26 protein-coding genes are annotated in these 25,376 nt (G+C 61.9%); 9 read left to right on the top strand and 17 right to left on the bottom strand.

Features of this window, described 5'->3' with window-relative positions:
- Positions 1-141: 141 nt before the first annotated feature.
- Genes nadA through CSQ91_RS07455 form a run of 3 tightly spaced genes read left to right on the top strand, consistent with a single transcriptional unit; the run spans position 142 to position 2,902 of the window.
- A complete protein-coding gene (gene nadA / locus CSQ91_RS07465) occupies positions 142-1,275 on the top strand; it encodes a quinolinate synthase NadA (RefSeq protein WP_092604999.1) in 1,134 nt (377 codons plus the stop codon).
- Positions 1,272-2,138: a carboxylating nicotinate-nucleotide diphosphorylase gene (nadC, locus tag CSQ91_RS07460; RefSeq protein ID WP_070259452.1), complete on the top strand. Its 867-nt coding sequence runs from the start codon at positions 1,272-1,274 to the stop codon at positions 2,136-2,138. Before nadA ends, nadC begins: the two co-directional genes overlap by 4 nt.
- Positions 2,138-2,902, top strand: a complete 765-nt coding sequence (locus CSQ91_RS07455) for a substrate-binding periplasmic protein (RefSeq protein ID WP_099387852.1) — start codon at positions 2,138-2,140, stop codon at positions 2,900-2,902. Before nadC ends, CSQ91_RS07455 begins: the two co-directional genes overlap by 1 nt.
- Before the next feature lie 42 nt (positions 2,903-2,944).
- Here CSQ91_RS07455 and ypfJ read toward each other — a convergent pair whose 3' ends face one another.
- Positions 2,945-3,835 carry a KPN_02809 family neutral zinc metallopeptidase gene (gene ypfJ / locus CSQ91_RS07450; protein WP_034784624.1) on the bottom strand — a complete coding sequence of 297 codons (891 nt, stop codon included), beginning with the start codon at positions 3,833-3,835 and terminating at the stop codon, positions 2,945-2,947.
- A 165-nt stretch (positions 3,836-4,000) separates the two neighbouring features.
- Here ypfJ and CSQ91_RS29145 point away from each other — a divergent pair, with 165 nt between their 5' ends.
- On the top strand, positions 4,001-4,894 hold the full coding sequence (locus tag CSQ91_RS29145; protein ID WP_099387851.1) for a GNAT family N-acetyltransferase: 894 nt from the start codon (positions 4,001-4,003) through the stop codon (positions 4,892-4,894).
- Positions 4,895-4,903: 9 nt separating this feature from the next.
- On the opposite strand, the gene CSQ91_RS07440 is transcribed toward CSQ91_RS29145, so the two are convergent.
- Positions 4,904-5,602 carry a DAPG hydrolase family protein gene (locus CSQ91_RS07440; protein ID WP_099387850.1) on the bottom strand — a complete coding sequence of 233 codons (699 nt, stop codon included), beginning with the start codon at positions 5,600-5,602 and terminating at the stop codon, positions 4,904-4,906.
- Positions 5,603-5,709: 107 nt separating this feature from the next.
- Here CSQ91_RS07440 and CSQ91_RS07435 point away from each other — a divergent pair, with 107 nt between their 5' ends.
- Positions 5,710-6,384 (top strand): TetR/AcrR family transcriptional regulator, encoded by a 675-nt coding sequence (locus CSQ91_RS07435; protein ID WP_099387849.1) that lies wholly within the window; start codon positions 5,710-5,712, stop codon positions 6,382-6,384.
- Here the strand turns inward: CSQ91_RS07435 and CSQ91_RS07430 are convergent.
- From CSQ91_RS07430 to CSQ91_RS07400, 7 genes are all read right to left on the bottom strand, one after another.
- Positions 6,347-7,027: a DNA alkylation repair protein gene (locus CSQ91_RS07430; RefSeq protein ID WP_099387848.1), complete on the bottom strand. Its 681-nt coding sequence runs from the start codon at positions 7,025-7,027 to the stop codon at positions 6,347-6,349. The two genes, CSQ91_RS07435 and CSQ91_RS07430, sit on opposite strands and share 38 nt — an antisense overlap.
- Before the next feature lie 184 nt (positions 7,028-7,211).
- Positions 7,212-7,988, bottom strand: a complete 777-nt coding sequence (locus CSQ91_RS07425) for a peptidylprolyl isomerase (protein ID WP_034756072.1) — start codon at positions 7,986-7,988, stop codon at positions 7,212-7,214.
- Positions 7,989-8,104: 116 nt separating this feature from the next.
- Positions 8,105-8,884 carry a peptidylprolyl isomerase gene (locus CSQ91_RS07420; protein ID WP_034784620.1) on the bottom strand — a complete coding sequence of 260 codons (780 nt, stop codon included), beginning with the start codon at positions 8,882-8,884 and terminating at the stop codon, positions 8,105-8,107.
- A gap of 113 nt (positions 8,885-8,997) precedes the next feature.
- Entirely contained in the window at positions 8,998-9,300 is a 303-nt protein-coding gene (locus CSQ91_RS07415; RefSeq protein ID WP_225317325.1) for a BolA family protein, read from the bottom strand.
- On the bottom strand, positions 9,297-9,926 hold the full coding sequence (locus CSQ91_RS07410; RefSeq protein ID WP_034784619.1) for a septation protein A: 630 nt from the start codon (positions 9,924-9,926) through the stop codon (positions 9,297-9,299). The genes CSQ91_RS07415 and CSQ91_RS07410 overlap by 4 nt, the downstream gene beginning before the upstream one ends.
- 74 nt (positions 9,927-10,000) lie before the next feature.
- Positions 10,001-10,402 (bottom strand): peptide-methionine (R)-S-oxide reductase MsrB, encoded by a 402-nt coding sequence (gene msrB / locus CSQ91_RS07405; RefSeq protein ID WP_034784618.1) that lies wholly within the window; start codon positions 10,400-10,402, stop codon positions 10,001-10,003.
- Positions 10,403-10,411: 9 nt separating this feature from the next.
- Positions 10,412-11,890: a protein adenylyltransferase SelO gene (locus CSQ91_RS07400; protein ID WP_441326561.1), complete on the bottom strand. Its 1,479-nt coding sequence runs from the start codon at positions 11,888-11,890 to the stop codon at positions 10,412-10,414.
- Between the two features lie 225 nt (positions 11,891-12,115).
- Between CSQ91_RS07400 and CSQ91_RS07395 the strand changes: the two genes are divergently transcribed.
- Positions 12,116-13,768, top strand: a complete 1,653-nt coding sequence (locus tag CSQ91_RS07395; protein WP_099387846.1) for a 3-(methylthio)propionyl-CoA ligase — start codon at positions 12,116-12,118, stop codon at positions 13,766-13,768.
- A 6-nt stretch (positions 13,769-13,774) separates the two neighbouring features.
- Here the strand turns inward: CSQ91_RS07395 and CSQ91_RS07390 are convergent, their stop codons facing one another.
- From CSQ91_RS07390 to CSQ91_RS07375, 4 genes are read right to left on the bottom strand one after another with little or no spacing between them, the layout of a single operon-like run.
- On the bottom strand, positions 13,775-15,301 hold the full coding sequence (locus CSQ91_RS07390; RefSeq protein ID WP_257217249.1) for a chemotaxis protein CheW: 1,527 nt from the start codon (positions 15,299-15,301) through the stop codon (positions 13,775-13,777).
- Positions 15,288-15,812 (bottom strand): chemotaxis protein CheD, encoded by a 525-nt coding sequence (locus tag CSQ91_RS07385; RefSeq protein WP_052140344.1) that lies wholly within the window; start codon positions 15,810-15,812, stop codon positions 15,288-15,290. Before CSQ91_RS07385 ends, CSQ91_RS07390 begins: the two co-directional genes overlap by 14 nt.
- Positions 15,809-16,633, bottom strand: coding sequence for a CheR family methyltransferase (locus CSQ91_RS07380; protein ID WP_099387845.1), 825 nt, complete (start codon positions 16,631-16,633; stop codon positions 15,809-15,811). Before CSQ91_RS07380 ends, CSQ91_RS07385 begins: the two co-directional genes overlap by 4 nt.
- Positions 16,634-16,636: 3 nt before the next feature.
- Entirely contained in the window at positions 16,637-18,700 is a 2,064-nt protein-coding gene (locus CSQ91_RS07375) for a methyl-accepting chemotaxis protein (protein ID WP_080753571.1), read from the bottom strand.
- Positions 18,701-19,255: 555 nt separating this feature from the next.
- Here CSQ91_RS07375 and CSQ91_RS07370 point away from each other — a divergent pair.
- The gene (locus tag CSQ91_RS07370) at positions 19,256-21,343 is read left to right on the top strand and encodes a 3-hydroxyacyl-CoA dehydrogenase NAD-binding domain-containing protein (protein ID WP_099387844.1); all 2,088 of its coding nucleotides are present in this window, start codon (positions 19,256-19,258) and stop codon (positions 21,341-21,343) included.
- A gap of 120 nt (positions 21,344-21,463) precedes the next feature.
- Here CSQ91_RS07370 and CSQ91_RS07365 read toward each other — a convergent pair whose 3' ends face one another.
- From CSQ91_RS07365 to CSQ91_RS07355, 3 genes are all read right to left on the bottom strand, one after another.
- The gene (locus tag CSQ91_RS07365; RefSeq protein WP_180276962.1) at positions 21,464-22,312 is read right to left on the bottom strand and encodes an alpha/beta fold hydrolase; all 849 of its coding nucleotides are present in this window, start codon (positions 22,310-22,312) and stop codon (positions 21,464-21,466) included.
- A gap of 107 nt (positions 22,313-22,419) precedes the next feature.
- Positions 22,420-22,818: a VOC family protein gene (locus CSQ91_RS07360; protein WP_092604987.1), complete on the bottom strand. Its 399-nt coding sequence runs from the start codon at positions 22,816-22,818 to the stop codon at positions 22,420-22,422.
- A gap of 101 nt (positions 22,819-22,919) precedes the next feature.
- Positions 22,920-23,216 carry a DUF2798 domain-containing protein gene (locus CSQ91_RS07355; RefSeq protein ID WP_099387842.1) on the bottom strand — a complete coding sequence of 99 codons (297 nt, stop codon included), beginning with the start codon at positions 23,214-23,216 and terminating at the stop codon, positions 22,920-22,922.
- Between the two features lie 96 nt (positions 23,217-23,312).
- Here CSQ91_RS07355 and CSQ91_RS07350 point away from each other — a divergent pair, with 96 nt between their 5' ends.
- The gene (locus CSQ91_RS07350; RefSeq protein ID WP_034784612.1) at positions 23,313-24,218 is read left to right on the top strand and encodes a LysR family transcriptional regulator; all 906 of its coding nucleotides are present in this window, start codon (positions 23,313-23,315) and stop codon (positions 24,216-24,218) included.
- On the opposite strand, the gene CSQ91_RS07345 is transcribed toward CSQ91_RS07350, so the two are convergent.
- The gene (locus CSQ91_RS07345) at positions 24,215-24,964 is read right to left on the bottom strand and encodes a nucleotidyltransferase domain-containing protein (RefSeq protein WP_099387841.1); all 750 of its coding nucleotides are present in this window, start codon (positions 24,962-24,964) and stop codon (positions 24,215-24,217) included. The genes CSQ91_RS07350 and CSQ91_RS07345 overlap by 4 nt on opposite strands.
- Positions 24,965-25,157: 193 nt before the next feature.
- On the opposite strand from CSQ91_RS07345, the gene CSQ91_RS07340 reads away from it, so the two are divergent.
- Complete coding sequence (locus CSQ91_RS07340) at positions 25,158-25,361, top strand: hypothetical protein (RefSeq protein ID WP_034784610.1); 204 nt, start codon at positions 25,158-25,160, stop codon at positions 25,359-25,361.
- Positions 25,362-25,376 lie beyond the last annotated feature (15 nt).

Below are 25,376 nucleotides of genomic sequence, written 5' to 3'. Positions count from 1 at the left end.
CTCGCTACGGTTTTATCAGGCGTTTGGAAAGCTGGTGGTGTACTCTGGTATCACCACACCGACGCGCCGCGGTCCTTTCGTTCCGGCGCACCTGCTTTATTGCAATCGTGCCGGTCTATCCCGTTTTTGTTTGACACAGCCATGCAAACTTTAGCCATCAAATCCGTCGAGTATGAACATCCACAAGACGGAGCCAGCTGCACTGCCCACGCCTGGGCACGCACGCCAGCGACGCCTTCCCCGGCTGAAAAAGCCGAACTGATCACGCGCATCAAGCGCCTGCTGATCGAGCGCGAAGCCGTGCTCGTTGCCCACTATTACGTTGATGCCGACCTGCAAGACCTGGCGGAAGCCACGGGCGGCTGCGTCTCCGATTCCCTGGAAATGGCCCGCTTCGGGCGCGACCATCCGGCCAAGACCCTGGTCGTGGCCGGCGTGCGCTTCATGGGCGAAACGGCGAAAATCCTCAGTCCCGAAAAAACGGTATTGATGCCCGACCTCGACGCGACCTGTTCGCTCGATCTCGGCTGCCCGGTGGACGAATTCACGGCCTTCTGCGACGCCCATCCGGACCGCACGGTCGTCGTCTACGCCAACACCAGCGCGGCCGTCAAGGCGCGCGCGGACTGGATGGTGACGTCGTCCATCGGCCTCGACATCGTTGCCCACCTGCATGCGCAGGGCAAGAAAATCCTGTGGGCACCCGACAAGCACCTGGGCTCGTATATCCAGAAGCAAACGGGCGCCGACATGCTGCTGTGGCAGGGGTCATGCCTGGTGCACGACGAATTCAAGGGCATCGAACTCGATTTGCTCAAGGAAGAGTATCCGCAAGCCAAAGTCCTCGTGCATCCGGAGTCGCCCGCGAATGTGGTGGCGCTGGCCGACATGGTGGGTTCCACGTCGCAAATGATTGCGGCAGCGCAAACCATGGACACGGACACGTTTATTGTCGCCACCGACAACGGCATCCTGCACAAGATGCGTGCGGCCGCGCCGGGCAAGCGTTTCATCGAAGCGCCCACGGCCGGCAACAGCGCCACCTGCAAAAGCTGCGCGCATTGCCCGTGGATGGCCATGAATGGCTTGCTGAACCTGGCCGAAACGCTGGAAAACATGCACAACGAAATCCACGTCGATCCTGCCGTCGGCCAGCTGGCCGTGCGCTCGATCAACCGCATGCTCGATTTTGCCGCCGCCAAGAAGGCGGGCCTGAAGCCGGGCGCGGACCTGGCAAAAGAAACCACATTGTTCCAAGGAATCGGTCCAGCATGAGTACCCTCGTTAATTCTTTCGCCCCTTTCGATCCCGCCCTGGCGCGCGCATTCGAAGGCAATTTGCTGGCCGCCTTGCTGGAAGACGTGGGCCAGTGCGACCTGACGGGCGAGCTGGTGCCGCCTGACCACATCGTCACGGCCCGTGTCATCGTGCGCGAAGCAGCCGTGCTGTGCGGCGCGCCTTGGTTCGAAGGCATCATGAAAAGCCTGGACCGCAGCATCGACATCGTTTGGCATTACGCCGAAGGCGACATGATGGCGGCCGACAGCGTCGTCTGCACCATCGAAGCGCCTGCACGCGCCTTGCTTACGGCCGAGCGCAGCGCCCTCAATTTCCTGCAACTGCTGTCGGCCGTGGCCACGGCCACGCGCCAGTATGTCGACGTGATCGCCGGCACCAAGGCGTCCATTTTAGATACGCGCAAGACCTTGCCCGGCCTGCGCCTGGCGCAAAAGTATGCGGTGCGCGTCGGTGGCGGCAAGAACCAGCGCCTGGCCCTGTACGACGGCATCCTTATCAAGGAAAACCATATCGCGGCCGCGGGCGGCGTCAGCCAGGCCCTGGAAAACGCGCGCAACCTCGACGCGGGCGTGCCCGTGCAGATCGAGGTGGAAACCCTGGCGCAATTGCAGGAAGCGCTGGATGCGGGCGCCGTCTCCGTCTTGCTCGATAACTTCAGCAACGACATGATGCGCGAGGCCGTGGCCATCACCAAAGGCCGCGCCTTGCTGGAAGCGTCCGGCGGCATCAACTTCGATACCGTGCGCGCGATTGCCGAAACGGGCGTGGACCGCATCTCGATCGGCAGCCTGACCAAGGATGTGCGGGCCACCGATTACTCCTTGCGCATCGTCGGCTGATGAACGGAGCAGGGCGGCGCTTGCTGGCTCTGGCGCTGCTGGCGCCTGCGCTGGCTGTGCCATCGCAGGCGCCAGCTCGGGAATTGCTGGCCGTGGGGGCGCAGTTCGAGCGCGTGTTCGAGTACCAGGACAGCGGTGAATATGGCGGCCTGGGCGCGGAACTGCTGCGCCTGATGGCGGCGCGCACGGGTAACACCGTGCGTTTTCGCATGGTGCCGTGGGCGCGCGCGCAAGCCATGCTGGTGCAGGGCCAGGCCGATATCCTGATCGGCCCCTACAAGACGCCCGAGCGCATCGCCAGCATGGTGTTTTCCGATAAGCCGTTCTACCAGGACCAGATGGTCTTTTATACGCGCCAGGATGCCAGCTTCGGCTGGGATGGCGACTACGCGGTGTTGAAGAACCGCCGGGTGGTGCTGCTCAATGGCTGGGCCTATGGCGCGGACTGGGAGCGCGTGCGGCCCGGCTTGCAGGTCAGCGTGGCCAACAATGTGGAAAATGGCTTGAAGATGCTGGTGCACAACCACGTCGACGTGTTTGTCAGCAACCGCCGCAACACCGATCCCGTGATTGCGCGCCTCGGCTATGGACGCCAGGTGAAACCATTACCCAAAGTCATAGAACTGCAAAACGGCTATTTCGCCTTCCCCCGCTCGCCCACCTTCGACAAGCTGCGCTTGCAGTTCGACCAGGAGCTGAATAACCTGATCGAGACGGGTGAACTGAAAAGACTGGGCAAGCGCTACGACGTCACTGTGCCCTGATGGATACGCATGCCGGCCCGCAGGGCGGCATGCGTGGTGGCACTACAACTGGCGTGCCTCGAACGTATTGCACTGGGAAATCTGGCCGCTTTCGATGCCCTTGGTAAACCAGCGCACGCGCTGCTCCGAGGTGCCATGCGTAAATGAGTCCGGCACGACATGGCCTTGCGACTGGCGCTGCAGCGCATCGTCGCCGATGGCCGTGGCCGCTTTCAGGGCCGCTTCCACATCGCCCTGTTCCAGGATCTTGCGGTCGGCGTTCGCGTGATACGCCCACACGCCGGCAAAGCAGTCGGCCTGCAATTCCAGGCGCACGGACATGGCGTTGGCCTGGCGTTCCGATTGCGTGCGGCGCGCCTTGTCGACCTTCTCGGACAAGCCCAGCAGGTTTTGCACGTGGTGGCCCACTTCATGGGCGATCACATACGCTTCGGCGAATTCACCCGACACCTTGAAGCGCTGCTGCATCAGATTGAAGAAATCGAGATCCAGGTAGACTTTCTGGTCGCCAGGGCAGTAGAAAGGACCGCTGGCGCTCTGGCCCGTGCCGCAAGCGGTCGGCGTGCTGCCGGAAAACAGCACCAGCTTGGGTTTCACATAGCTGCCGCCCTCGGCCTTGAACAGGGCGCCCCACGTGTCTTCCGTATCGGCCAGCACGGTTTTCACGAAGCGGGCCATCTCGTCCGATTCGGGCGGCTGGCGCGCCGGTGCCTGGCTTTGCTGGGTGCTGACCTGGCCGCCACCGCCGCTGAGCAGATTCAGCAAGGTCAAGGGATTGACGCCCAGCACATACGAGCCGACGAGGGCGATGACGATGGTGCCGATGCCGATCGAGCGCCCGCCAAAACCAAAGCCGCCCCCGCCGCCCCCGCCACCGTCTTCGCCACGGCGATCTTCCACATTGTCGCTTTCGCGATTGCCTTCCCATTTCATGATATCTACTCCTGCTGCGATTTGCGATTGATTGGTGACGCCGCAAGATGTCTCTTGCGGTGAATCTGATAACGAATCTTACAATTATCGCAGCAAACCGCGCCGCGACAGGAGCGACAGTGTTACGCTTTGCAACTTTCCAACCACATCACAACAGGTGCATGCATGGCGCTTGCCAACGATACACTCATTTCGGCCACGGCGGTGGTCCAGGCACAACTGGATGCCTATAACGCACACGACGTGCCGGCCTTGCTGGCCATCTATGCCGATGACGCACAGCAATTCCAGCATCCCGATACCTTGCTGGCAACGGGTAGCGCGCAGATCGGCCCCCGCTTCACGGCCCGCTTCGCCGCCAGCAAACCGCATGCGCAGTTGCTGAACCGCATAGCTTGCGGCAAGCTGGTGATCGACCATGAAATCGTCCATGGCGATACGGATGATGGCGTATCGGCGCAGGAACTGGTGGCGACATATGAAGTGACGCACGGTCGCATCAGCCGTGCCTGGTTCAGCTTTGGCGCGTTGACGCGCCTGCGCGTGGCGCAGCCGGCCGATGTGCCGCAAATGAATGCGCTGATCGCCCGTTCCGGCGTGGAGCTGAGCGCGGGGTTTTATACGCAGGAACAGGCCGAGTCCGTGACGCGCCACGTGTTCGGCGTCGATACGCAACTCGTTGCCGACCGGACGTATTTCGTGATCGAACGCGATGGCGCCATGCTGGCCTGCGGCGGATGGAGCCAGCGCGCCACCCTGTATGGCGCCGACCGCGCCAAGAGCGGGCCGGACCCGCTGCTCGATCCGGCCAGCCAGCCGGGCCGCATCCGCGCCTTCTTTGTGGAACCCGCGGCCGCGCGCCAGGGCCTGGGCAGCATGCTGATGCGCCATTGCGAGCGCCAGGCGCTGTCCGCCGGCTTTACCGCCCTGGAACTGGCCGCCACCTTGCCCGGCGTGCCGCTGTACCTGGCCAGCGGCTTTGCCGTCACGGAAGAGTTTCACTTGGACTTGCCCGATGGCATCAAGCTGCCGCTGGCGCGCATGCACAAGCGGCTGTGATGCGGCTCTTTACCACGGCAGCGGCGCTTGCTCTCCGTTGGCGTGTTCGCCGTAGTACAGCGAGGGCAGAAAGCGCGACAGATAGGTAAATTCGCTGTAGCAATGGCGCAGCAAGTTCAGGCCCAGCACGTCGGGCACGTCGCGCACGGGGTTGAGGCTGTTGCGCCCCAGCAGGAAGCGGCTGCGCAGCACGCAGCCCGTGGGCGTATCGCGCGCCAGGTGCAGCATTTCGCCGTCGAGCGGATCGCCGTACGGGTCAAGCACGACGTAATCGCCAAAGCCGATGCGCGCGCAGACGGCGGCCGACAGGGCGCCGCTGTCCTGTGCGTGGCGCAGTTGCTCCGCATCGAACACGTCTTTCGGATCATGGAACTTCAGCTTGGCTTTCACGGGCGGAATGTCGCCCAGGGATTCCACTGCCTCGATCGAGGCGCCGTAGTAACTCTCTCCCTTTTTCCACGCGCCGTTCCAGCCGTGATGGGCCACGTGATCGTGCGGGTGCCACCACTTGATGTGCTGTGTCGTCTCGAAAAACGTAAACCACCAGTCCAGCATGCGCCCGCTGCAGCCGTGCAGCTCGGTGCGCGCCGCCACCAGCAGGCAACCGTCTTGCAGGCGCGTGATGCCCGTTTCCAGGTGCAGGGGGAACGGGTCGAGCAAGTCGCCCGTGTCGGTGATGTTCCATGGGAATTGAATATGCTGCGTCATGTCATTCTCCGTTGTTTGGGTAAAACAATTATATATTAAAGAAACGTATAGCGTTTCCAAAATTGGATTCAGTGTAAAATCGTCCATCGATCAAGCTTGGAGCGGGCATGCGGGAAGATGAGAGCAAGGCTGTGCGTGGACGGGGCCGTCCGGCGCGCCCGCCGGAGGAAGCGCGCGAGGCGGCCGTGCAGGCCGCCACCTGGCTGCTGCTGCACGAAGGCTATGCGGCCACGACCATGGAAGCGGTGGCGCGCCACGCGGGCATGGCAAAGAAGTCGCTGTATCAATATGCGGCCAACCGTGAGGAACTGGTCGCCCTGGTGGTGCGCGGCTGGACGGATGCCTTCCTGCCGGCCATGGCGCAGGATGCGGCCGCGCCTGGCGAAGTGTTGCCTTTATTGAAAGAGATCTTGCAGGCGATGGCGGCGCGCGTGCTGACGGCGGACGCCGTGGGCCTGTTCCGTTTGCTGTGCACGGAGTTTCCCGCCCGCGCCGATCTGCTGGCCGTGTATCAGCGCAACGGCATCGAGCGGGGCACGGCCCTGCTGGCCGAGTGGCTGCAGCGCCAGGCTGCGCGCGGCCATCTGGTGCTGCACGATGGGAAGGAACTGGCCGGCTTGCTGCTGGCCATGGTGATCGCCGAGCCGCTGCGCCAGATGGCGCTGGACTTGCTGGCGCCCGTGCCGTCCTGGGATGCGGCGCCGCGCATCGACGCCGCGCTGCGCCTGCTGGGCGGCTCGGCCTTCAGCGTGGCTGGTGCTTCAGCGCTTCGCGGCGGCTGAGGGGAGAGAGCAGTTGGCGGTGCGCGTTGGCAAATGTAGTCACCGCCTCGGGCGCGTGGCGCGCGTAATCGCGCAAGGCCCAGCCGATGGCCTTGCGGATGAAAAACTCGTTTTCGTGGGCCAGCGCCAGCGCCGCGCCGAATAGCCAGGCCGCATCCGTGTCGGCGCGCCAGCCCAGCTGGTGCAGCATGGCGATGCGGCGCAGCCAGAAATCGTCATGGCGCAAGGCTGCGTCCATGTGCGCATGGCCATCGCCGCCGCGCAGGTGCTCAGCCTGCAGCACGTCGCCGACAATGCCGGCCATGCCGTCGACGCTGTCCCACCACGCGCGCTGGCGCGCCAGGCCAAGCAGGGCGGGGATGTGCTCGATGCCCAGCTGGCGCCAGTGCAGGGCCAGCATGTCGAGCGCCACGTGCTGGTATTCGCGTTCCGGCTGCTGCCACAGCCGTTGCGCGTGATCCAGCAGCGTTGCGGGATCGATGCCCTTCAAACCTGCCAGCAGGCCCTTGGCGGCCATCCGCCGCTGCGGTGCGGCCACGCCCAGGAAGATGAACTGCTCGCGCATGTAGGCCTGCATGGGTGCCGCACGGCCCGGTTCAGCGGCCGCTTCCAGCGCGGCCTTCAGTTCTGTATGTAAATCCATCGCATCTCGCTTTTTTCAGGCGTAAAAAAAGCGCCCCGAAGAGCGCTCTTGTTCAGCCATCCAAACGGCTGATAGAACCGTAGCGAGCGGCAGCGATTTGTGGCCGAGACGCGCAACCGTGCTGGAGCACGGTGAGCATCGCAGGCCGCAAAGCGCGACGCGCAGCAGGTTATATCAGGCGTTTTTATTGGATTTTGGCTTTCTTCATCAGTTCGTCGCGGTAGGCGGCGAGTTTCTTCTGTTGCAGCGACTCGGCCACTTGACCCTTGACTTCTTCCAGTGCCGGCAACTTCGTCGGACGGGTTTCTTCCAGCTTGATCACGTGGAAGCCGAATTGCGATTGCACTGGCGTTTGCGTGACCTGGCCTGGTTTCAGGGCAACCATGGCGTCGGAGAATGGCTTCACGTACGAAGCAGGGCTAGCCCAGTCCAGGTCGCCGCCATTGGCTGCGGAACCGTCTTTCGATACTTTGGCCAGTTCTTCGAACTTGGCGCCGCCTTTCAGCTTGGCGATGATGTCTTTCGCTTCCGCTTCGGTGGCGACCAGGATGTGGCGTGCATGGTATTCCTTGTCGCCCGCTTGTGCCTTGAACTTGTCGTACTCGGCCTTGATTTCAGCGTCCTTGACGGGGTTTTTCTTGACGTAGTCGGCCAGCAGGGCGTTGATGATGATGCTTTGACGGGCATTGTCGATCTGCGACTTGACTTCCGGACGCGTGCCGTAGCCTTGCTTGTCGGCTTCCTGGATCAGCACTTCGCGGCCGATCAGGTCTTTCTTGATGGCTTCGCGCAATTGCGGCGAATCAGCTTGCTTGCCTTGGGCGACGACTTGTTTGACGACCTGGTCAACGCGCGACGATGGGATGGCCTTGCCATTCACGGTGGCCACGTTTTGCGCGAACGCAGGGATCGCTACAACGGCGACCAGGGCTAAGATCAGGCGGGCTGGCTTCAAAATCATGTTCATTCCTAATAAATTTACAAAAACTGATACAAGAGACCGCGACTGCCGTGCAGTTCGCGTTCAGGCGCAGAATACACGACCGGCGCCGAAAAGGGCGCCGGGGAGGTCAGTTCTTATTGAACTTTCGCTTTTTTGATCATTTCTTCCTGATACGCTTGCAATTTCTTTTGCTGCAGCGCTTCGGCGATCTGTGGCTTGACTTCTTCCAGGGTAGGCAGTTTTGCCGCGCGGGTGTCGTCCAGCTTGATCACGTGGAAACCGTTAGGCGTTTGCACCGGGGTGTCGGTAACCTGGCCTTTTTGCAGTTTCACGAAGGCGTCGGAGAATACTTTCGGGAAGGACGATGGCGCTGCCCAGTCCAGGTCGCCGCCGTTGTCGGCCGAACCGCTATCTTTCGATTGCTTGGCCAGGTCTTCGAACTTGGCGCCGCCTTTCAGCTTGGCGATGATGTCTTTCGCTTCAGCTTCGGTGCCCACCAGGATGTGGCGCACGTGGTATTCCTTGTCGCCGGTCTGGGCCACGAAGCGGTCGTATTCCGCCTTGATTTCAGCGTCGTTGACGGGATTCTTTTTCAGGTAGTCGCCGACCAGGGCATTGATGACGATGGCCTGGCGTGCGTTCTCGATTTGCTGCTTGACGGCTGCATCTTTACCGAAACCTTTGTTTTCCGCTTCTTGCATCAGCACTTCACGGCCGATCAAGTCCTTCTTGATCATTTCGCGCAGTTGCGGCGAATCCGGTTGCTGGCCTTGGGCGACGACTTGCTTGACGACTGCATCAACGCGCGACGATGGGATAGGCTTGCCATTAACAACGGCAACATTTTGCGCAAAAACAGGTACCGCGACAACGGCGAGTAGTGCGATCAGCAAGCGGGCTGGCTTAAAAGTCATTATTAAATCCTGTTAGGGAAAGTTTCGTAAAAAACGCATGGAAAGAAAACGCGTGCATGGCGCTTGCAGCAAACGGCATACCAAGTTGCCCCGGTACGCCAAAAACGCCATCCTTACACTACTTCGGATGGCGCCAGTGCCACAATCGCCAATGCATGTATCTCATTATGCATCATATCGTGCACGGAATCATACACCAGTCGATGGCGCATGACGAGCCTGAGCCCCTCAAATTGACTAGAAATAATCCGCAGATTGTAATGGCCTCCGCCGGAGGCGGCGCCCGCATGGCCCCGGTGGCGTGCCGAGTCGTCTTCCAGCACGCATTCCAGAGGGGAAAGTGCCGTTTCCAGGCGGGTACGAATGCGCTGCATGCGCGTTTCCGGCGCGGTGTTTTCGGTGGTGGAGCTCATCATGCGTCTTCCTTGATATGTTTGGCCAGGAACAGGGTTTGCGCCACGATGAAGGCAAAGAAGATGCCCGTCGCGCCAAACGCCTTGAAGCTGACCCAGGCGGCCATGTCGCCCTTGTACAGCACGAAGGCGACGAACAGGTTCAGTGCGCCGATGGCGCCAAAGAAAATGATCCATGCGGCCAGCAACTGGTTCCAGACGGCATCAGGCAACTGCACTTGCGCTTCCATGGTCTTGCGGATCAGGTTTTTCTTGAAACCCACGTAGGCGATCAGGAGTGCCAGGCCGGACAGCCAGTAGATCAGGGTCGGCTTCCATTTCAGGAAGAAATCGTCATGCAGGTAAATGCTGGCGCCGCCGAACACGACAAAGATGAACAGCGACAGCCACAGCATGCCGTCCACCTTGCGCCCTCGCAGCAGCAGATAGCTGACCTGGCAAGCCGTGGCGACGATGCCGACGAGGGTGGCAAGTATCCACGGCGCCTGGTCGGCCTTGATCAGGCCGCCAGACACGAAGCCGGACAAATATTGCTGCACGAAATCGTGCGTGGCCGCTTCATACATGCCGCCCAGTTTAAAAGCGGCAAAGAAGGCGATCAGGGGGAATAGGTCGAATAGAAATTTCATGGCGAGACTTTACACTGGTCTTATTAGAATCATCTTAGGAATGGCTTAGGAGCAATGCCCAAGCCATTGCCAGATCAAGGCTGCGGATCGAAGCGCAAGGAGGCCGAATTGATGCAATAGCGCAAGCCGGTCGGCGGCGGCCCGTCCGGGAAGACGTGGCCCAGGTGGGCGTCGCAGACGGCGCAGACGATTTCCGTGCGCAGCATGCCGTGGCTGCGGTCGACGATTTCCGTCACATTCGCCGGGTCGAGCGCCTGGAAATAGCTGGGCCAGCCGCAGCCCGAGTCGAATTTCGTATCGGAAGCAAACAAGGGCGTGTTGCAGCAGACGCAGGTGTAGATGCCGTGTTCATGGTGGTCCCAGAACTTGCCCGTGAAGGCCCGTTCCGTGGCCGCGTGGCGCGTGACTTCGTATTGCATCGAGTCGAGCATGGCGCGCCATTCGGCGTCGGTTTTTTTGACTTTATTGGTGGTCATAATGACTCCTCAGGATGAGCAACTGACTTCAAGGTGGCTGGCCCAGTCGGGCGGCAGGGCCGCATAGTGCTGGTGTTCGGGCTGTTCGTCAAATGGCTTTTGCAAAACTTCCAGCAATTTCGCCACTTCCGTGTAATCGTGCTGCTGGGCTTTCTCGATGGCCACTTGCGCCAGGTAGTTGCGCAGCACGTATTTCGGGTTAACTTGGTTCATTGCCGCTTGCCGTTCGGCATCAACGCTGTGCTCCTGCAGCAGGCGCGCGCGGTACGCCGCTGCCCACGTATCGAAGGCGGGGCGGTCGATGAACATGTCGCGCAGCACGGTATCGTGCTCGGGGGCGGCTATTTCCAGTGTCGCCAGCGCGCGGAAAAAGTTGGTGAAATCCACGTGGTTGGCTTGCATCAGGGCAAACATGCCGTCGAACAGTTGCGTATCTCCGTCGTGTTGCGTGCGCAAGCCCAGCTTGGCGCGCAGCAAGGCATTCATCTTGTCCGCAAACGCGGGTTGGTAGCTGTCCAGCGCCGCCTGCGCCTCGGCCACTTCACCGATCAGCGGCAGCAGGGCCTGGCCCAGCGCATAGCAGTTCCAGTGGCCCACCTGCGGCTGGTTGGCGTAGGAATAGCGGCCCTGCTGGTCCGTATGGTTGCAGATGTGCTCGGCATCGAACGCTTCCATGAAGCCGAAGGGGCCGTAATCGAGCGTCAAGCCCAGGATCGACATATTGTCCGTGTTCATGACGCCATGCATGAAGCCCACGGCTTGCCATTGCGCAATCATGTGCGCCGTGCGCACGCAGACTTCGGCCAGCAAGGCTTGATATGGATTTGATGCAGCGCGCAAATGGGGATAAAAACCGTCGATGATGTAATCGGCAAGGATTTTCAGTTCTTCCGGCTTCTTGCGGTAAAACCAGTGTTCGAACGAGCCGAAGCGCACAAAGCTGGGTGCCATGCGTGTCACGACGGCTGCAGTCTCGACGGTTTCGCGCATGATGCCTTGCTGCGAACCCATGATGGAGAGCGCGCGCGAGGTGGGAATGCCCAGCGCCGCCATGGCTTCCGAACACAGGAATTCGCGGATGGACGAGCGCAGCACGGCGCGGCCGTCGCCCATGCGCGAATACGGCGTGGCGCCGGCGCCTTTCAGCTGCAGCTCCATCGGGCCGTGTTCGGTGGCGATATCGCCCAGCAGGATGGCGCGGCCATCGCCCAGCTGGCCAGCCCAGACGCCGAACTGGTGGCCTGAATACACAGCCGACAGGGGCAGTGAACGCTCGGCAACCGTATTGCCGCTCAGCAGCGCCACATAGTCGGGCTCGGCCAGGCGCGCGGCATCGAGGCCGATGAGGGCTGCGGCCGGTGCGCTGGCGGCCACGAAATATGGGGCGGGCAGGGGCGTGGGCATCAAGCGCGTATAGAACGCGGGCGGCAAGGCCGCAAAGGCATTATCCAGTGGTAAGGTATGAGCGGTGATGGCAATTCCAGTCAGTAAAATGGACCGGCAAGGTGCGCCAGCCTGGAATGCGATTTTACCGCACAGCGCCAGGGCGCGTGGCGGGCGCTGTCGTGGGGATCAATGCGGCAAAAAACGGAATCAAAAATTCCATGCTGCAATGCAATATCGAAATGCGTTGACGATTTCCGCACGACCGTACGAAACTAAGGAAAATCTTTAACTTCCAACAATAACCGAGTATCCAAACCAGGAGACACGATGTCGGCATTTCCCTTGAGTCCAGTGATGGGCCAGATGATGAATCAGCCCCTGCTGATTTCCAGCATTATCGAGTTTGCAGCGCGTCATTATGGCTGCGGTGAAATCGTGTCGCGCCGGGTGGAAGGCGATCTGCACCGTTATACCTACCGCGATTGCCACCAGCGCACGCGGCGCCTGGCGAATGCCTTGCACGGCCTGGGCATAGGCATGGGCGACCGGGTCGCCACCCTCGCCTGGAATGGCTACCGTCACCTGGAAGCGTACTATGCCGTGTCCGGCTCGGGCGCCGTGCTGCACACCATCAATCCGCGTTTATTTCCCGAGCAGATCGCCTACATCTCGAACCACGCGGAAGACCAGGTGCTGCTGTTCGACCTGACCTTCCTGCCCGTGGTGGAAAAGATCGCCGCCGACTGTACCTTCGTGCGCCATTTCGTGCTGATGTGCGACCGCGACCGCATGCCCGCCAGCAGCAGCATTCCCGACCTGCTGTGCTATGAAGACCTGATCGACACGCATTCCGACGAGTATACCTGGCCCGTGTTCGATGAAAACTCGGCCGCCGCCCTGTGCTATACCTCGGGCACGACGGGCAACCCCAAGGGCGCCCTGTATTCGCACCGCTCGACCGTGCTGCACGCGTATGCTTCGGCCATGCCCAGCGCACTGAACGTGCGCGCCACCGACACGGTCCTGCCAGTCGTGCCCATGTTCCACGTGAACGCCTGGGGCTTGCCGTATTCCGTGCTGCTGTCTGGCGCGCGCATGGTGTTTCCCGGCGCGGCGCTGGACGGCAAGTCGCTATACGAACTGTTCGAATCGGAAAAAGTGACCTTCTCGGCCGGCGTACCCACGGTCTGGCTGGGCCTGCTGAACTATGCCTTGCAGAATGACCTGAAATTTTCCACCTTCCGCCGCACGGTGATCGGCGGCGCGGCGTGCCCGCCAGCCATGATGGATACCCTGATCGACAAGTTCGACGTGGAAGTCATCCATGGCTGGGGCATGACGGAAATGTCGCCGTTAGGCACCACGGGCGGCTTGCAGACCAAGCACCTGGCCATGGACAAGGAAGCGCAGCGCGATATCCTGCACAAGCAGGGCCATGCCATTTACGGCGTGGACATGAAGATCGTCGATGACGATGGCAAGGAATTGCCGTGGGATGGCGTGGCGTACGGCCATTTGCTGGTGAAAGGGCCATGGATCATTTCCGCGTACTACAAGAACGAGGGCGGCGAGGTGCTGCAGGATGGCTGGTTCCCCACGGGCGACGTGGCCACCATCGATGCGGACGGCTACATGCAGATCACGGACCGCAGCAAGGACGTGATCAAGTCGGGTGGCGAATGGATCGGCACCATCGACCTGGAAAACCTGGCCATGGCGCACCCGGCCGTGTTGCAGGTGGCCTGCATCGGCGTGTTCCACCCGAAATGGGACGAGCGTCCTGTGCTCGTCGTGGTGCTGCGCCCCGGCATGACGGTCACGCGCGAAGCGCTGTTGCAATTTTTTGAAGGCAAGATCGCCAAGTGGTGGACGCCCGACGACGTGCTGTTCATCGACGCCTTGCCCATGGGCGCCACGGGCAAGATCCAGAAGAACAAGCTGCGCGAGCAATTCAAGGTGCACAAGCTGCCGGGCTTGTAAAAAAACTTACGCCGCCTGCGGCAGCGCCGAGCCCAGCTTTTCCAGCAGATGGTCGCACTGGAAGACGGACAGGGTCTGGCGCTGTGCATCCGTGCCGATATCGATCATTTCATCCATTTCGCTGCGCAAGTCGTCATGCTCTCCCGTGCGGATGATTTGCGGCGCCGCAAAGCGCTGGCTGTCGGAGATGGTCATGATGTTGTCGACATGGTCGACGAGAAAGCCGTAGCGCTCAGCCCCCCGTTCCACGATCAAAATCTTGCCCGCGCCCGTGTCCTCCAGCGGCGGCATGGCGTACAGCTGGCGCAGGTCGATGATGCTGATCATTTGCTGGCGCAGGTTGAGCATGCCGCGCATGCAGGCCGGCATGCCCGGTGGCGTGGTGATGGCGCCGCTGAAGTCGATGATTTCGCGCACTTGCCCGATTTCCACGGCGAAGCGGGTTTCGACCGTAAATGTGATGTAGACGCGGCGCTGCGCCTTGCGCGTGGCGGCGCTGCCCGCTTCCGTGTCGGTCGGGTACAGGCGCGCGTGGCCGTCGCGCATCTCGACGATCTCCGCCTGCGACAAGATGCCCTTGTGGTCGAGGAAAATGATGTCGCCCAGACCCTCTTTCGTGATGCAGCCGGCAAACATGGCGGCGCGTGCTTTGCTCAGCAGGGGAATCGGCAGCACCTCGTCGCCAAAGAAATGCACGATGCTGTCGACGGAGTCGACGAGGAAGCCCACGGTCGTATCATCGAGGCGCACGACGATGATGCGCTGGTCGCTGGTCGCCGCCGTGCCGGACCCGGCCGCCTGCAGCAGGGCGCCGAAGTCGACGACGGCCACCTGGCTGCCGCGGAAATGCATGCGCCCGAGGCACAGCTCGCTGTTCAGCAGGGAGCTGTGCAGTTCCGGCACGCGGATGATTTCCTGGATGGCCAGCATTTCGAAGGCAAACGTGGCGCCGGCCGCATGGAAGCTGACGCACTGCCGACGTTCGCTTTGCGCATGGTAGCGGGCCGAACTCAGCTTGGCGCCCGTCGCCTGCAGGGCCAGCACATGGGGTACGTTTTCGATGCGCAGCAGGGCATGCGGATCGAGTACCTGCAGCAGGCGCGCACCGCCATCGAGCAGGATCGTGCCGGCGATGACGGCGTGGCTGTCGCCGGCCGCATATTGCAGGGCGCTGCGGGCGCTGGCGGGCACGCGCAGGATTTCACCCGTATCCTGGAAGACGATACCGACCAGCACTTGCTGGAAGTCGAGGATGGCGATCTTGTCCGTGGCCACGGCGCGCGGCGCATCGGCGCGAAACAAGCGCCCCAGGTTGACCACCGGAATGACGCTGCCGCGCAAGGTGAACATGCCTTCCAGGTAGGCGGGCGACAGGGGCAGGGCCGTGACTTTGGCGGGGTAATTGACGACTTCGCGGATGCAGCTGGCGGGCAGGGCGAATTCATCGTCGCCCAGGTGGAAGGAGCCGAACAGCTCGGCGGCCGTTTCTCCATGGGCCTGCGCTTGCAAGCCCGTCGCTTCATGCATATCCATATGCGCCTTCCTTGCGTGGAATTAATTCGGGTTGCGCCACCACATCGGTGACGGCATAGCTGTGGTTGGCGCAATCGATCAGCAACTGGCGCCCGTGGCGTCCGCCCAGCGCGCAAAAACTCACCGACAAGCCGCACTGGTCCAGGTATTTTTGCGCCGCTTCCGCATTTTGCCGGCCTACTTGCAATCTCCCATTGCGCGGGCCAAACATGCTGGCGCCGCCCGCCAGCACCACTTCGATATCGGCGTAATCGGCCTGGCGCACGCCCATCATCCGCAGCAGCGAGGGCACGGCCTGGCTCACATAGCGTGCCCCCAGGCTGCTGTCGGTGCCCGGCGCTTCCGGCAGCAGGCAATGGGCCAGGCCGCAGCAGGGGCCATTCTTCCAGATGAAACCGATGCCGATGCAGGAGCCGAGCAAGGCTTGCAGCTGCTCGCCATGCGTGCCCACGCTGAGTTGCCCCATGCCAACATGGTGCAGCGGCAGGCTAGGGTCGATGATGATGTTCATGCGCTACCCGCCTTATAAATCATGGGAAACTCGAATTGATAGCCGGTACCGAGGCGGGCGATGGTTTCCGACTCGCCCAGGATCAGCCGTCCCTCGTCCTTGAGACTGAGCCGTGCCTGGCGCAGCACGGTTTCCTGGTGCTCGGCATCGAAATAGATCAGCACATTGCGCAGGAACACCAGGTCGAACTGCCGCGCCGGGCGCAATGCTTCCAGCAGATTGTGCTGGGCAAAGCTGACGTGTTGCCGCAATTCCTCGTTGACCCTGACGCCATGCGGCGAGGGCGTGAAATATTTGCGCAGCAAGTCCGGATGCGACAGGCGGATGCGTTCGACGGAGCGGCCGCTGTACTGGCCGGCCCGCGCCGCGCCCAGGATTTGCTGCGAAATGTCGCTGGCCAGGATCTGGTAGCGGAAAGCGGGCGCTTGCAGCCTGAATTGCTCGCACAGCATGGCGATTGAATACAGCTCCTCGCCGCTGGCGGCCGCTGCCGACCAGATGGACAGGCAGCCGTCCGGATGCGCGCGGGCCCAGGCGGGCAGGTAGCGGTCGCGGAAATAATCCCAGATGGACGGCGTGCGGAAGAACAGGGTGTCGTTGGTGGTCACCAGGTCGATGAAATGGGCCACCTCGTCGCGGTCGCTGCTGACGCGCTCCAGGTACGCCTGGTAGCTGTGCAGGGACAGCGCCCGCAGCCGAGGCTGCAAGCGCCGTTCCAGCAAGACGCTCTTGCGCGCCGTCATGGCGATGCCCGTATGCTGGCGCACCAGCGCGATCAGGGTCGTCAGCACCTCGGGCGTCAAGGTGGCCGCATGGCTCATGGCTTACACCACGAAGCCGGAGACAGTCTGGTTCAGGCTGCCAGCGCGCTCGTTCAAACCATCCGTCGAGCGGGCGATGCTGTCGCAGTTGGCGGCCGACTTTTCCGTTTCCTCGGCGATGTACTGGATGGCCGTGGATACTTCGCGCGCCGTCAGCAGCTGTTCATTGGCCGCCTTTGAGATATCGGAAATGGCCAGGGTGGTCTTCGCCACGCCCGAGACGATCTTGTCGAAGGCGTCGCTGGCCTGGCGAGAGATTTCGCTGCCCGTCGAGACGCGCTTGACGGATTCGTTGATCAGCTTGGAAATCTCTTTTGTTGCCTGCGAGGAGCGCTCGGCCAGCTTGCGCACCTCGTCGGCAACGACGGAAAAGCCCAGGCCGTGCTCGCCCGCGCGGGCCGCCTCGATGGCCGCGTTGAAGGCCAGCATGTTTGTCTGGTTGGCGATTTCGCTGATCACCTTGACGATTTCGCCGATGTCTTCCGAGGAGCGGTTGATCAAGTCCATCGCCTCGATCGACTTGGCGACGGCGCGCGCGCCCGCTTCCGCTTCCTGCTGCGTGGCTTTCGCCAGGTAATCGGCGTTCGAGGTGTTTTCCGCGATGGAATTGATGGAGAACGTCAAACCGTCGATGGACGCGTTCATCTCTTCCACCGTGGCGCCCAGCGCCTGCGTGCCCACGGCCACGCCCGTGGCCCGTTCGGCGATCGCGTGCGAGGCGTCGGCAAAGCCGTTGGCGGCCGATACCACGTTGCCGATCACGCCGCGCAAGTCGACGATCATCTTGCTGATGCCGCCGGCCAGCAAGTCGATCGGTTCGTCGCCCTCGGGCACGATATTGCAGGTCAGGTCGCCTTGCGCCGCGCGCGCCACCGATTCAAGCAGGGCATTGACCTTGCGGCTGTCGTTGGCGGCCTTGGACTGGATGCTGTTTTCCAGGTTTACCTGTTCCGTGATGTCGATGGCGAACTTGACCACTTTATACGGCTTGCCGTTCAGGTCCAGGATGGGGTTGTAGGTGGCCTGTATCCACACTACCTTGCCATGGTTGCCCAGGCGCTTGTAGCGGCCCGCGTCGAATTCGCCGCGGTTGAGCTTTTGCCAGAATTTCTTGTACTCGGGGCTGCTCGCATACTCGGGCTCGCAAAACATGCGGTGGTGTTCGCCCTGGATATCGCTCAAGTCGTAGTCCATGACGGCGAGGAAATTGTCGTTTGCGTCCAGCACATTGCCGTGCATGTCGAATTCGATCACGGCCTGCGCCTTGCCGATGGCGCTGACCTTGCCTTCGTATTCGGCATTGCGCATTTTCAGGGCCGTGATGTCGCTGGCGAACTTGACCACCTTGAAGGGCCGGCCTTCCGCATCGAAAATGGGGTTATACGAGGCATTGAGCCAGATTTCGCGGCCGTCCTTGGTGACGCGCTTGTATTCGCCCGAGTCGAACTGGCCTTGCCCCAGCTTCTGCCAGAACTGCGCATAGTCGTCGCTCCTGGCGTAGTCTGGCAGGCAAAACATGCGGTGGTGCTTGCCCTTGATCTCGTCGAGCGTGTAGCCGACGGACTTGAGGAAATTGTCGTTCGCGTCGAGGATGGTGCCGTCGAGCCGGAACTCGATCACGGCCTGGGCCTTGCTGATGGCGTCGATCTTGCCTTCATAATCGGCGTTGCGGCGCTTGCTGGCCGTGATGTCGGTGGCAAACTTGATGACTTTATACGGTTTGCCGTCCGCATCGAGGATGGGATTGTAGGACGCATTGATCCACACTTCGCGCCCATCCTTGGCGCGGCGCTTGTATTCGCCATGGTCGAACTCGCCACGTCCCAGTTTGGCCCAGAAGGTGGCGTATTCGGCCGTTTTCACATAGTCGGGGTCGCAGAAGATGGCATGGTGCTTGCCTTGCACTTCGTCCAGGGTATAGCCGAGGACGCGCAGGAAATTGTCATTCGCATGCAGGATGGTGCCGTCGAGTTCGAATTCGATGACGGCCTGGACACGGTTCAATGCAGTATTTATCGCTTGTAAGTCCAGATCCTGGGAGTGGCTGACATGGCTGGCTGCGTCCATAGTATTTCCTTCGGGGTGAGAAGAGGAATGGGAACGATAAGGCTGCTGTTATTATTTTTTCTGCTATCCATATAAGGCAGCGATGTTATTGCATGGATCGACATCTGGTGATAATCGGTGAGAATGTGCGCGATCAACGGCCGCCAGTGTTTGCCCTGCGGTTTGCCTTATAGTGGATAAATTGTAGAGTATTGATTTGAATCAACAATTTGATTATTCCCCAGCATCTGGCGAAAAACAAGGGGCGGAAATAAATAATGTCAAAACTGTCGTAATTGACCCATGCCCGCATATAACAAAGCCTTTACTTTGCATAATAAAACGCCGTTATTATTATTGTGCTTTTATTATTTAAATGAATATCCAAGTGATAGCTTCTACGGGACCTTGCTGCTTGCAGCAGAATCTTTCCGCAAACGATGTTGTACCATGGCGTACCATGCTGGCGCCGGGCACGCCACGACAAAAATAATACGAGCGTTCTTTTATGCGGTATAGTGAAGCTTCATCCCTTGCAACCACCTCATCGCTGAGCAAAATCAATAAGGAAGAGACATGAGTGCTGAATATCAAGTGAACGGCGCCGTTGCCGTCATTACCCTCGCCAATCCGCCCGTCAATGGACTGGGCCTGGCCACGCGCACGGCCGCCGTGGCCGGCATCCGCCAGGCGCTGGCGGACGAGTCCGTCAAAGCCATCGTCATCACGGGCGCCGGCAAGGCCTTTTCGGGCGGCGCCGATATCAAGGAATTCAATTCGCCCAAGGCGCTCACGGAACCGACTCTCCACACCCTGATCAACGTCGTCGAGCAATCGACCAAGCCGGTCGTGGCGGCCATCCACAGCGTCTGCATGGGTGGCGGCCTGGAGCTGGCGCTGGGCTGCAATTACCGCGTGGCCGCGCCGGGCGCGCAGATGGCCTTGCCGGAAGTCAAACTCGGCATCTTGCCGGGCGCGGGCGGCACGCAGCGCCTGCCGCGCGTGCTGGGCCTGGAAATGGCCCTGAACATGATCGTTTCCGGCACGCCCGTCGCGTCCGAAAAACTGGCCGGCACGGCCCTGTTCGACGAAGTCATCGCGCCCGGCGCGGACTTGCTGGCCGCTGCCGTCGCCTTCGCCACCAAAGTGGGCGACGTGCGCCCGCTGCCGAAAGTGCGCGAGCGCAAGGTCGATTACCCGAACCACGAAGCGTTTTTGCAGTTTTCGCGCAATACCGTGAAAGCCATGTCCGGCCCGTTCCCCGCACCGCTGAAATGCGTCGATGCCGTGGCGGCGGCCGTGACGATGAAATTCGACGAAGGCTTGAAGTACGAGCGCGAACTGTTCATGCAACTGGTGCAGTCGCCGGAATCGAAAGCCCTGCGCCACGCCTTCTTTGCCGAGCGCGTTGCCAGCAAGGTACCCGACGTGCCGGCCGACACCCCCGTGCGCACGATCGCCAGCGCGGCCATCGTCGGCGCCGGCACCATGGGCGGCGGCATCGCCATGAACTTCGCCAACGCGGGCATTCCCGTCATCTTGCTGGAAACGAAGCAGGAAGCGCTGGACAAGGGCCTGGCCACCATCCGCAAGAATTACGAGAACACGGTGAAGAAGGGCAAGCTGACGCAAGAGAAGGCCGAGCAGCGCATCGCACTCGTTAGCGGCACGCTGGCCTATGCGGACATTGCGCAGGCCGACATCGTCATCGAAGCCGTCTTCGAGGAACTGGGCGTGAAGGAAACCGTCTTCAAGCAGCTGGACGCCGTCATGAAGCCGGGCGCCATCCTCGCCTCGAACACCTCGACCCTGGACCTGGACAAGATCGCCGCGTTCACCCAGCGCCCGCAAGACGTGGTCGGCACGCATTTCTTCAGCCCCGCGAATGTCATGAAGCTGCTGGAAATCGTCCGCGGCAAGGAAACGGGCAAGGACGTGCTGGCCACGGCGCTGGCGCTGTCGAAAAAGCTGAAAAAGACGGGCGTCGTCTCGGGCGTGTGCGACGGTTTCATCGGCAACCGCATGATCGAGCAGTACAGCCGCCAGGCCGGTTTCCTGCTGGAAGAAGGCTGTCTGCCGGAACAGGTCGACAAGGCGGTCGAGAAATTCGGCTTCGCCATGGGCCCGTTCCGCATGGGCGACCTGGCCGGCAACGACATCGGCTGGGCCATCCGCAAGCGCCGCTACGTGGAAAAACCGGAAGTGACGTATTCGAAGACGGCCGACCTGCTGTGCGAACTGGGGCGTTATGGCCAGAAGACGGGCGCCGGCTGGTACGACTACAAGCCGGGCGACCGCAAGGCGTATCCGTCGGAACAGGTCAACGCCATGATAGTCCAGCATTCCGCCGACATCGGCGTGGCACGGCGCAAGATCAGCGACCAGGAAATCGTCGAACGCCTCGTGTATGCGCTCGTCAATGAAGGCGCGCGCATCCTGGAAGAGGGCATCGCCCTGCGCGCCTCGGACATCGACATGGTGTATCTGACGGGCTACGGTTTCCCGCTGTTCCGGGGCGGTCCGATGTTCTACGCGGATACGGTCGGCTTGCCGAACGTGCTCGATACGATCGCCGGCTATGCGAAAGGCCGCCACGGCGAAGCGTGGACGCCGGCGCCGCTGCTGGTGAAACTGGCGGGCGAGGGCAGGGGTTTCAACAGCTGATGAGGCACGGTTGAAAAGATGTAGGTCGGATTAGCGAGGCTCCGCCTCGCGTAATCCGACAACATTGTTGGCCGTAGCGGTGTCGGATTACGCGGCATGCCGCTAATCCGACCTACGTTGTTATTTCTTCTTCGCCACCATCTTGACCGCCTCGTTGACGATGACGGGATTGTCCTTCTGGATGTAGTAGCCGGCGCCCGTGATGCGCTCGATGGCTGGCGCGCCGGACAGGCGCTGCCAATCCTTTTCCTGGGCCCGCACGACGTTTTCAAACGAGCCCATTTCCTCGATGCCGAATTTGTCGCGCACCAGCAGCATGGCGGGCACGCGCAGCGGGCTGCTCATGTCGACATGTTGCAGGCACTGCGTCTGCGCATCGAATTCGGCCGATTCCGTACTGTTGAACATCAGCTTGCGCCGCGTCTTGACGAGCATGGCGTAGGTGGACGCGTCTGTCTGCAGGCGGTTCCATTGCTGCGGGTGCGTGGGATCGAGCAAGACTAGGCCGGCCACGTCCTGCGGGTACAGCCTGGCATACACGTACTGGTACAGCCCGCCCAAGCCATGGCCGACCAGCACATACGGCGGTTTCAAGCCCGCTTGCGTCAGCAGGGCACGCTGCTGGGCAGCAATGGTGCAGGGGTCGCGCGGCGTGGTGGTCTTTTTGCTCTCGCCGTAGCCGGGACGGTCGTACACGAGCACGCGGTGCTGCCTGGCCACTTCGGGCACCACCTTGGCCCACACATCCTTGCCGTCGCCCATGGCCGACTGGAAGACCACGGGCAAGCCGCCCTGGCCGCTCAGGGTGTAGGCGATGCTGGCGTCGGGCAGGGCGGCGGTGGCCGGCACGCCTGGCATGACCGGGGTGGATGGCAACAGGGAGCAGCCGGAAAAACAGCCTGCCAGCAGCAAGCCGGCGCTGGAGAGGAGCATGGTGCGCGCGGGGCGGCCGACGAATAGATGATGCATGAATCTCCTTCTTGGTGCACGGACCGGGGGCCAGTATGGCTTGCCAGCCATTATAGGCAAATCGTGCCGAAGTGGAAATGCCGAACAGAGGCGGATTTACCGTCCTGTCAGCCGGCGTCGGCGCGATGGCAGACGGCTTCGATGCGGTTGCCGTCCGGATCGAACAAAAAGGCCGCGTAATAGCTGGCGTGATAGTGGCGCAAGCCGGGCGCGCCCAGGTCGATGCCGCCGTGCGCCAGTCCCGCATGCCAGAACGCTTCCACGGCCGCGCGCGAGGGGGCCTTGAAGCAGCAATGGCGGCGCGGCGCGTCGTCGGGCTTGGGGCCCAGGCGCACGGAAAAATAGCTGCGCTCGGGATGCTCCGCATCGCTGCGCTCGCCGTAGCCTATCCAGGCGTTGGCATGGTCGCTGCCCACCTTGGGCACGTTCAGCGCGGCAAAGATGGCGTCATAGAAGCGCTCGGCGCGCTCCAGATCGCTGACAGTGAGGGAAACGTGATCGAGCATGGGCACTCCGCTGTAAAAACAAGGACGGCCATAGCATAGCCCGGATCAGGGCGGCCGTGGGCGGGAGTGACCGAGTGATACTGCCGGTGGCCGACTGCCGGTTAAGTGCGGCTGGCGCACGCACATGGCGCACCGGCCGGGCAGGCGGGGCAGCTTGGTGACGCCGGGCGCGCCAGGCGGGCCACGATCGTGCGGCTGAACAGCTGCACGCGGGGCGCGAACAGCATCACGGCGCAAAAGGCCACGGGCCAGGCGGCAAAGAACGCGTGGCGCCAGCGGGGCAGGAAGTCGGCCTGCAGGCCGATATTCAGCCAGGTGACCCAGGCGCTCATCAGCAGGGTCATGACCAGCGACATCAGGAAGGCAAATACACAGCGCAAACGCAGGGCTTCGGACATGGCGCACTTTCAAGATATGAGGATATGGCAGCGTAACGACTTGCAGCAATCTATACTAGAGCCATATTTTTAATTTCAAATTCCGAAAATGCAATCATGCTTGATGACTTAGCCCTGTTTGTCGCCATTGTCGAGGCGGGTAGCCTGCATGCGGCGGCCGTGAAGGAAGACTTGCCCGCCGCGACCGTCACGCGCCGGCTGCAAAAGCTGGAAAGCCAGCTCGGCTACCGCTTGCTCAACCGCAGCGCGCGCCGCCTGCAGCCGACGGCGGAGGGCTGGCAATACTACGAGCAGTGCCGCCCCCTCGTGCATGCCTTGCGGCAGGCGACGCAGCAGCTCGACGCCAGCCTGTCGGCCGTTTCGGGCAGCATCCGCGTGCTGGCGCCCGTCAACTTCGCCAGCGGCTTGCTGACGCCGGCCTGGGTCAGTTTCATGCAGAAGTATCCGGATATCCGCCTCGAGCTGGAACTGTCGAACCTGCTGCAAGACCTGGTGGGCAGCGGCGCCGACCTGGCCATCCGCGTGGGCGCGCTCGACGATTCCTCGCTGATGCAGCGCCGGCTGGGCAGTGCCGCGCTGGTGATGGTGGCCGCGCCCGGCTATCTGGCGCGCGCCGGCGTGCCGCGCGACTTGCAGGAATTGGAAAAGCACGAGCTGATCGTGGCCGAGCCGCTGCGCAGCTGGCGGCTGCGGCGGCCCGGCGACGGCGCCGAAATGGTGATCGAACCGCAGGCACGCCTGCGCGTCAACGAGATGCGTTTGGCCGTGGAGATGGCCGACGCGGGCATCGGCATCCTGCTGTGCCCGCTTTTGCAATGCCGCGAGGAAGTGGCCCGGGGCAGCCTCGTGCGCGTCTTGCCCGACTGGATGCCGCAGCCGCGCCATGTGTATGCCGTGTGGACGCAGCGGCGCTACCTGCCGGCCCGCGTGCGCGTGCTGCTCGAGCACCTGGCGGCGTTTGCGGCGGATAATCCCTTGTTGAACGAAGAGCCGGGCGTTTAGCTTGCCTGTTGCTGCGCCAGCCACAGCGTGAACTGGCGCAGCGCTGGCGCAAAGCCGCTGGACGGCGCGGCACCGGGCCTGGCCTGGGCCAGGAAATACGCGATGGGCGCCTGCATGGCGGGAGAGTGCCGCAGCAACAGCGCGACATGCTCGTCCAGGCTGGCGGGCCAGCCTGGATCGCCATCCTGGCGCAGGGTGTTGCAGGAACGGATCAGCTTGCGCGACGCTTCGCGCTGCAGGCGGGCGATGACGGCAGGGTCGCGCTCGTCATCGAGGCGCTGCGCATACTCGTCCAGCACGCGGGCAAAGTCGCCATTCACGGCCAGGGCAATGGCGCGCGAGGGCGCGAACGGCGCAAAGTGCCGCGCCAGGTCTTCGCCCCACAGGCAGCGGCACTGGTGCTTGAGCCAGTAGCCCCAGCTGTACAGGTGTTCGGGCGCCAGTACCTGGGCCCGGTGGCCGATATCGAAATCGATCTTCATGACTTCCCGGTGGCGCGCCTGCAAGGCCAGGCGCAGCGCTTCCAGCGCGCCGGCCTGCTGCGGCGTAGGTGGATGGCGCAGTACCAGGGTCAGGTCGAGGTCGGAGACGCCCGGCGTGGCGTCGCCGCGGGCGACGCTGCCATACAGGTATATGCCGTCCAGCAAGTTACCGGCGTGCGCAGCCAGGCTGGCGCAAACGTCTTGCAGCAAGGCGTCGAAATGCTGCTGCAGTGGGCCGCAGGGGGCGGGAGGAATGGTCGGCATGCCTGGTACGAATCCGCTGGGAGAAACTGCCACCATAGCATGCAGTGGCGGGCGCGCAGGCAATCCTTTCCATTAAGTAATACCGAGCGCTTGTACTTTTCGTCAAGATCGCGTTAAGATAAAGCTGCCCGCTTATCCAGTGGGCAATCTGGTGTTTTTTCGCGCAATCCCGTCCCTATCCATGAGAGTAGCAATGAAATATCTGATCATTCCCTTCTTGCTGGCCATCACTGGCTGCGAAGTACTGTATGACGCAAACCGGGACAAGATCGGCGAGTATTGCAACAGCCTCAATAATTTTGACGACCGGAATGCCTGCCGCAAGCGCAACCAGACCAGCTACCAGGAATACGTGCAGCAGCGCGACCAGCTGAAAAAGGGCAAGAGCGACAAGTAAGTTCGGCAAGTTCGC

It is taken from the genome of Janthinobacterium sp. BJB301, assembly GCF_002735685.1.
GTDB classification, from domain to species: Bacteria; Pseudomonadota; Gammaproteobacteria; order Burkholderiales; family Burkholderiaceae_D; genus Janthinobacterium; species Janthinobacterium lividum.
This window is presented reverse-complemented; position numbering and strand designations above follow the sequence as displayed.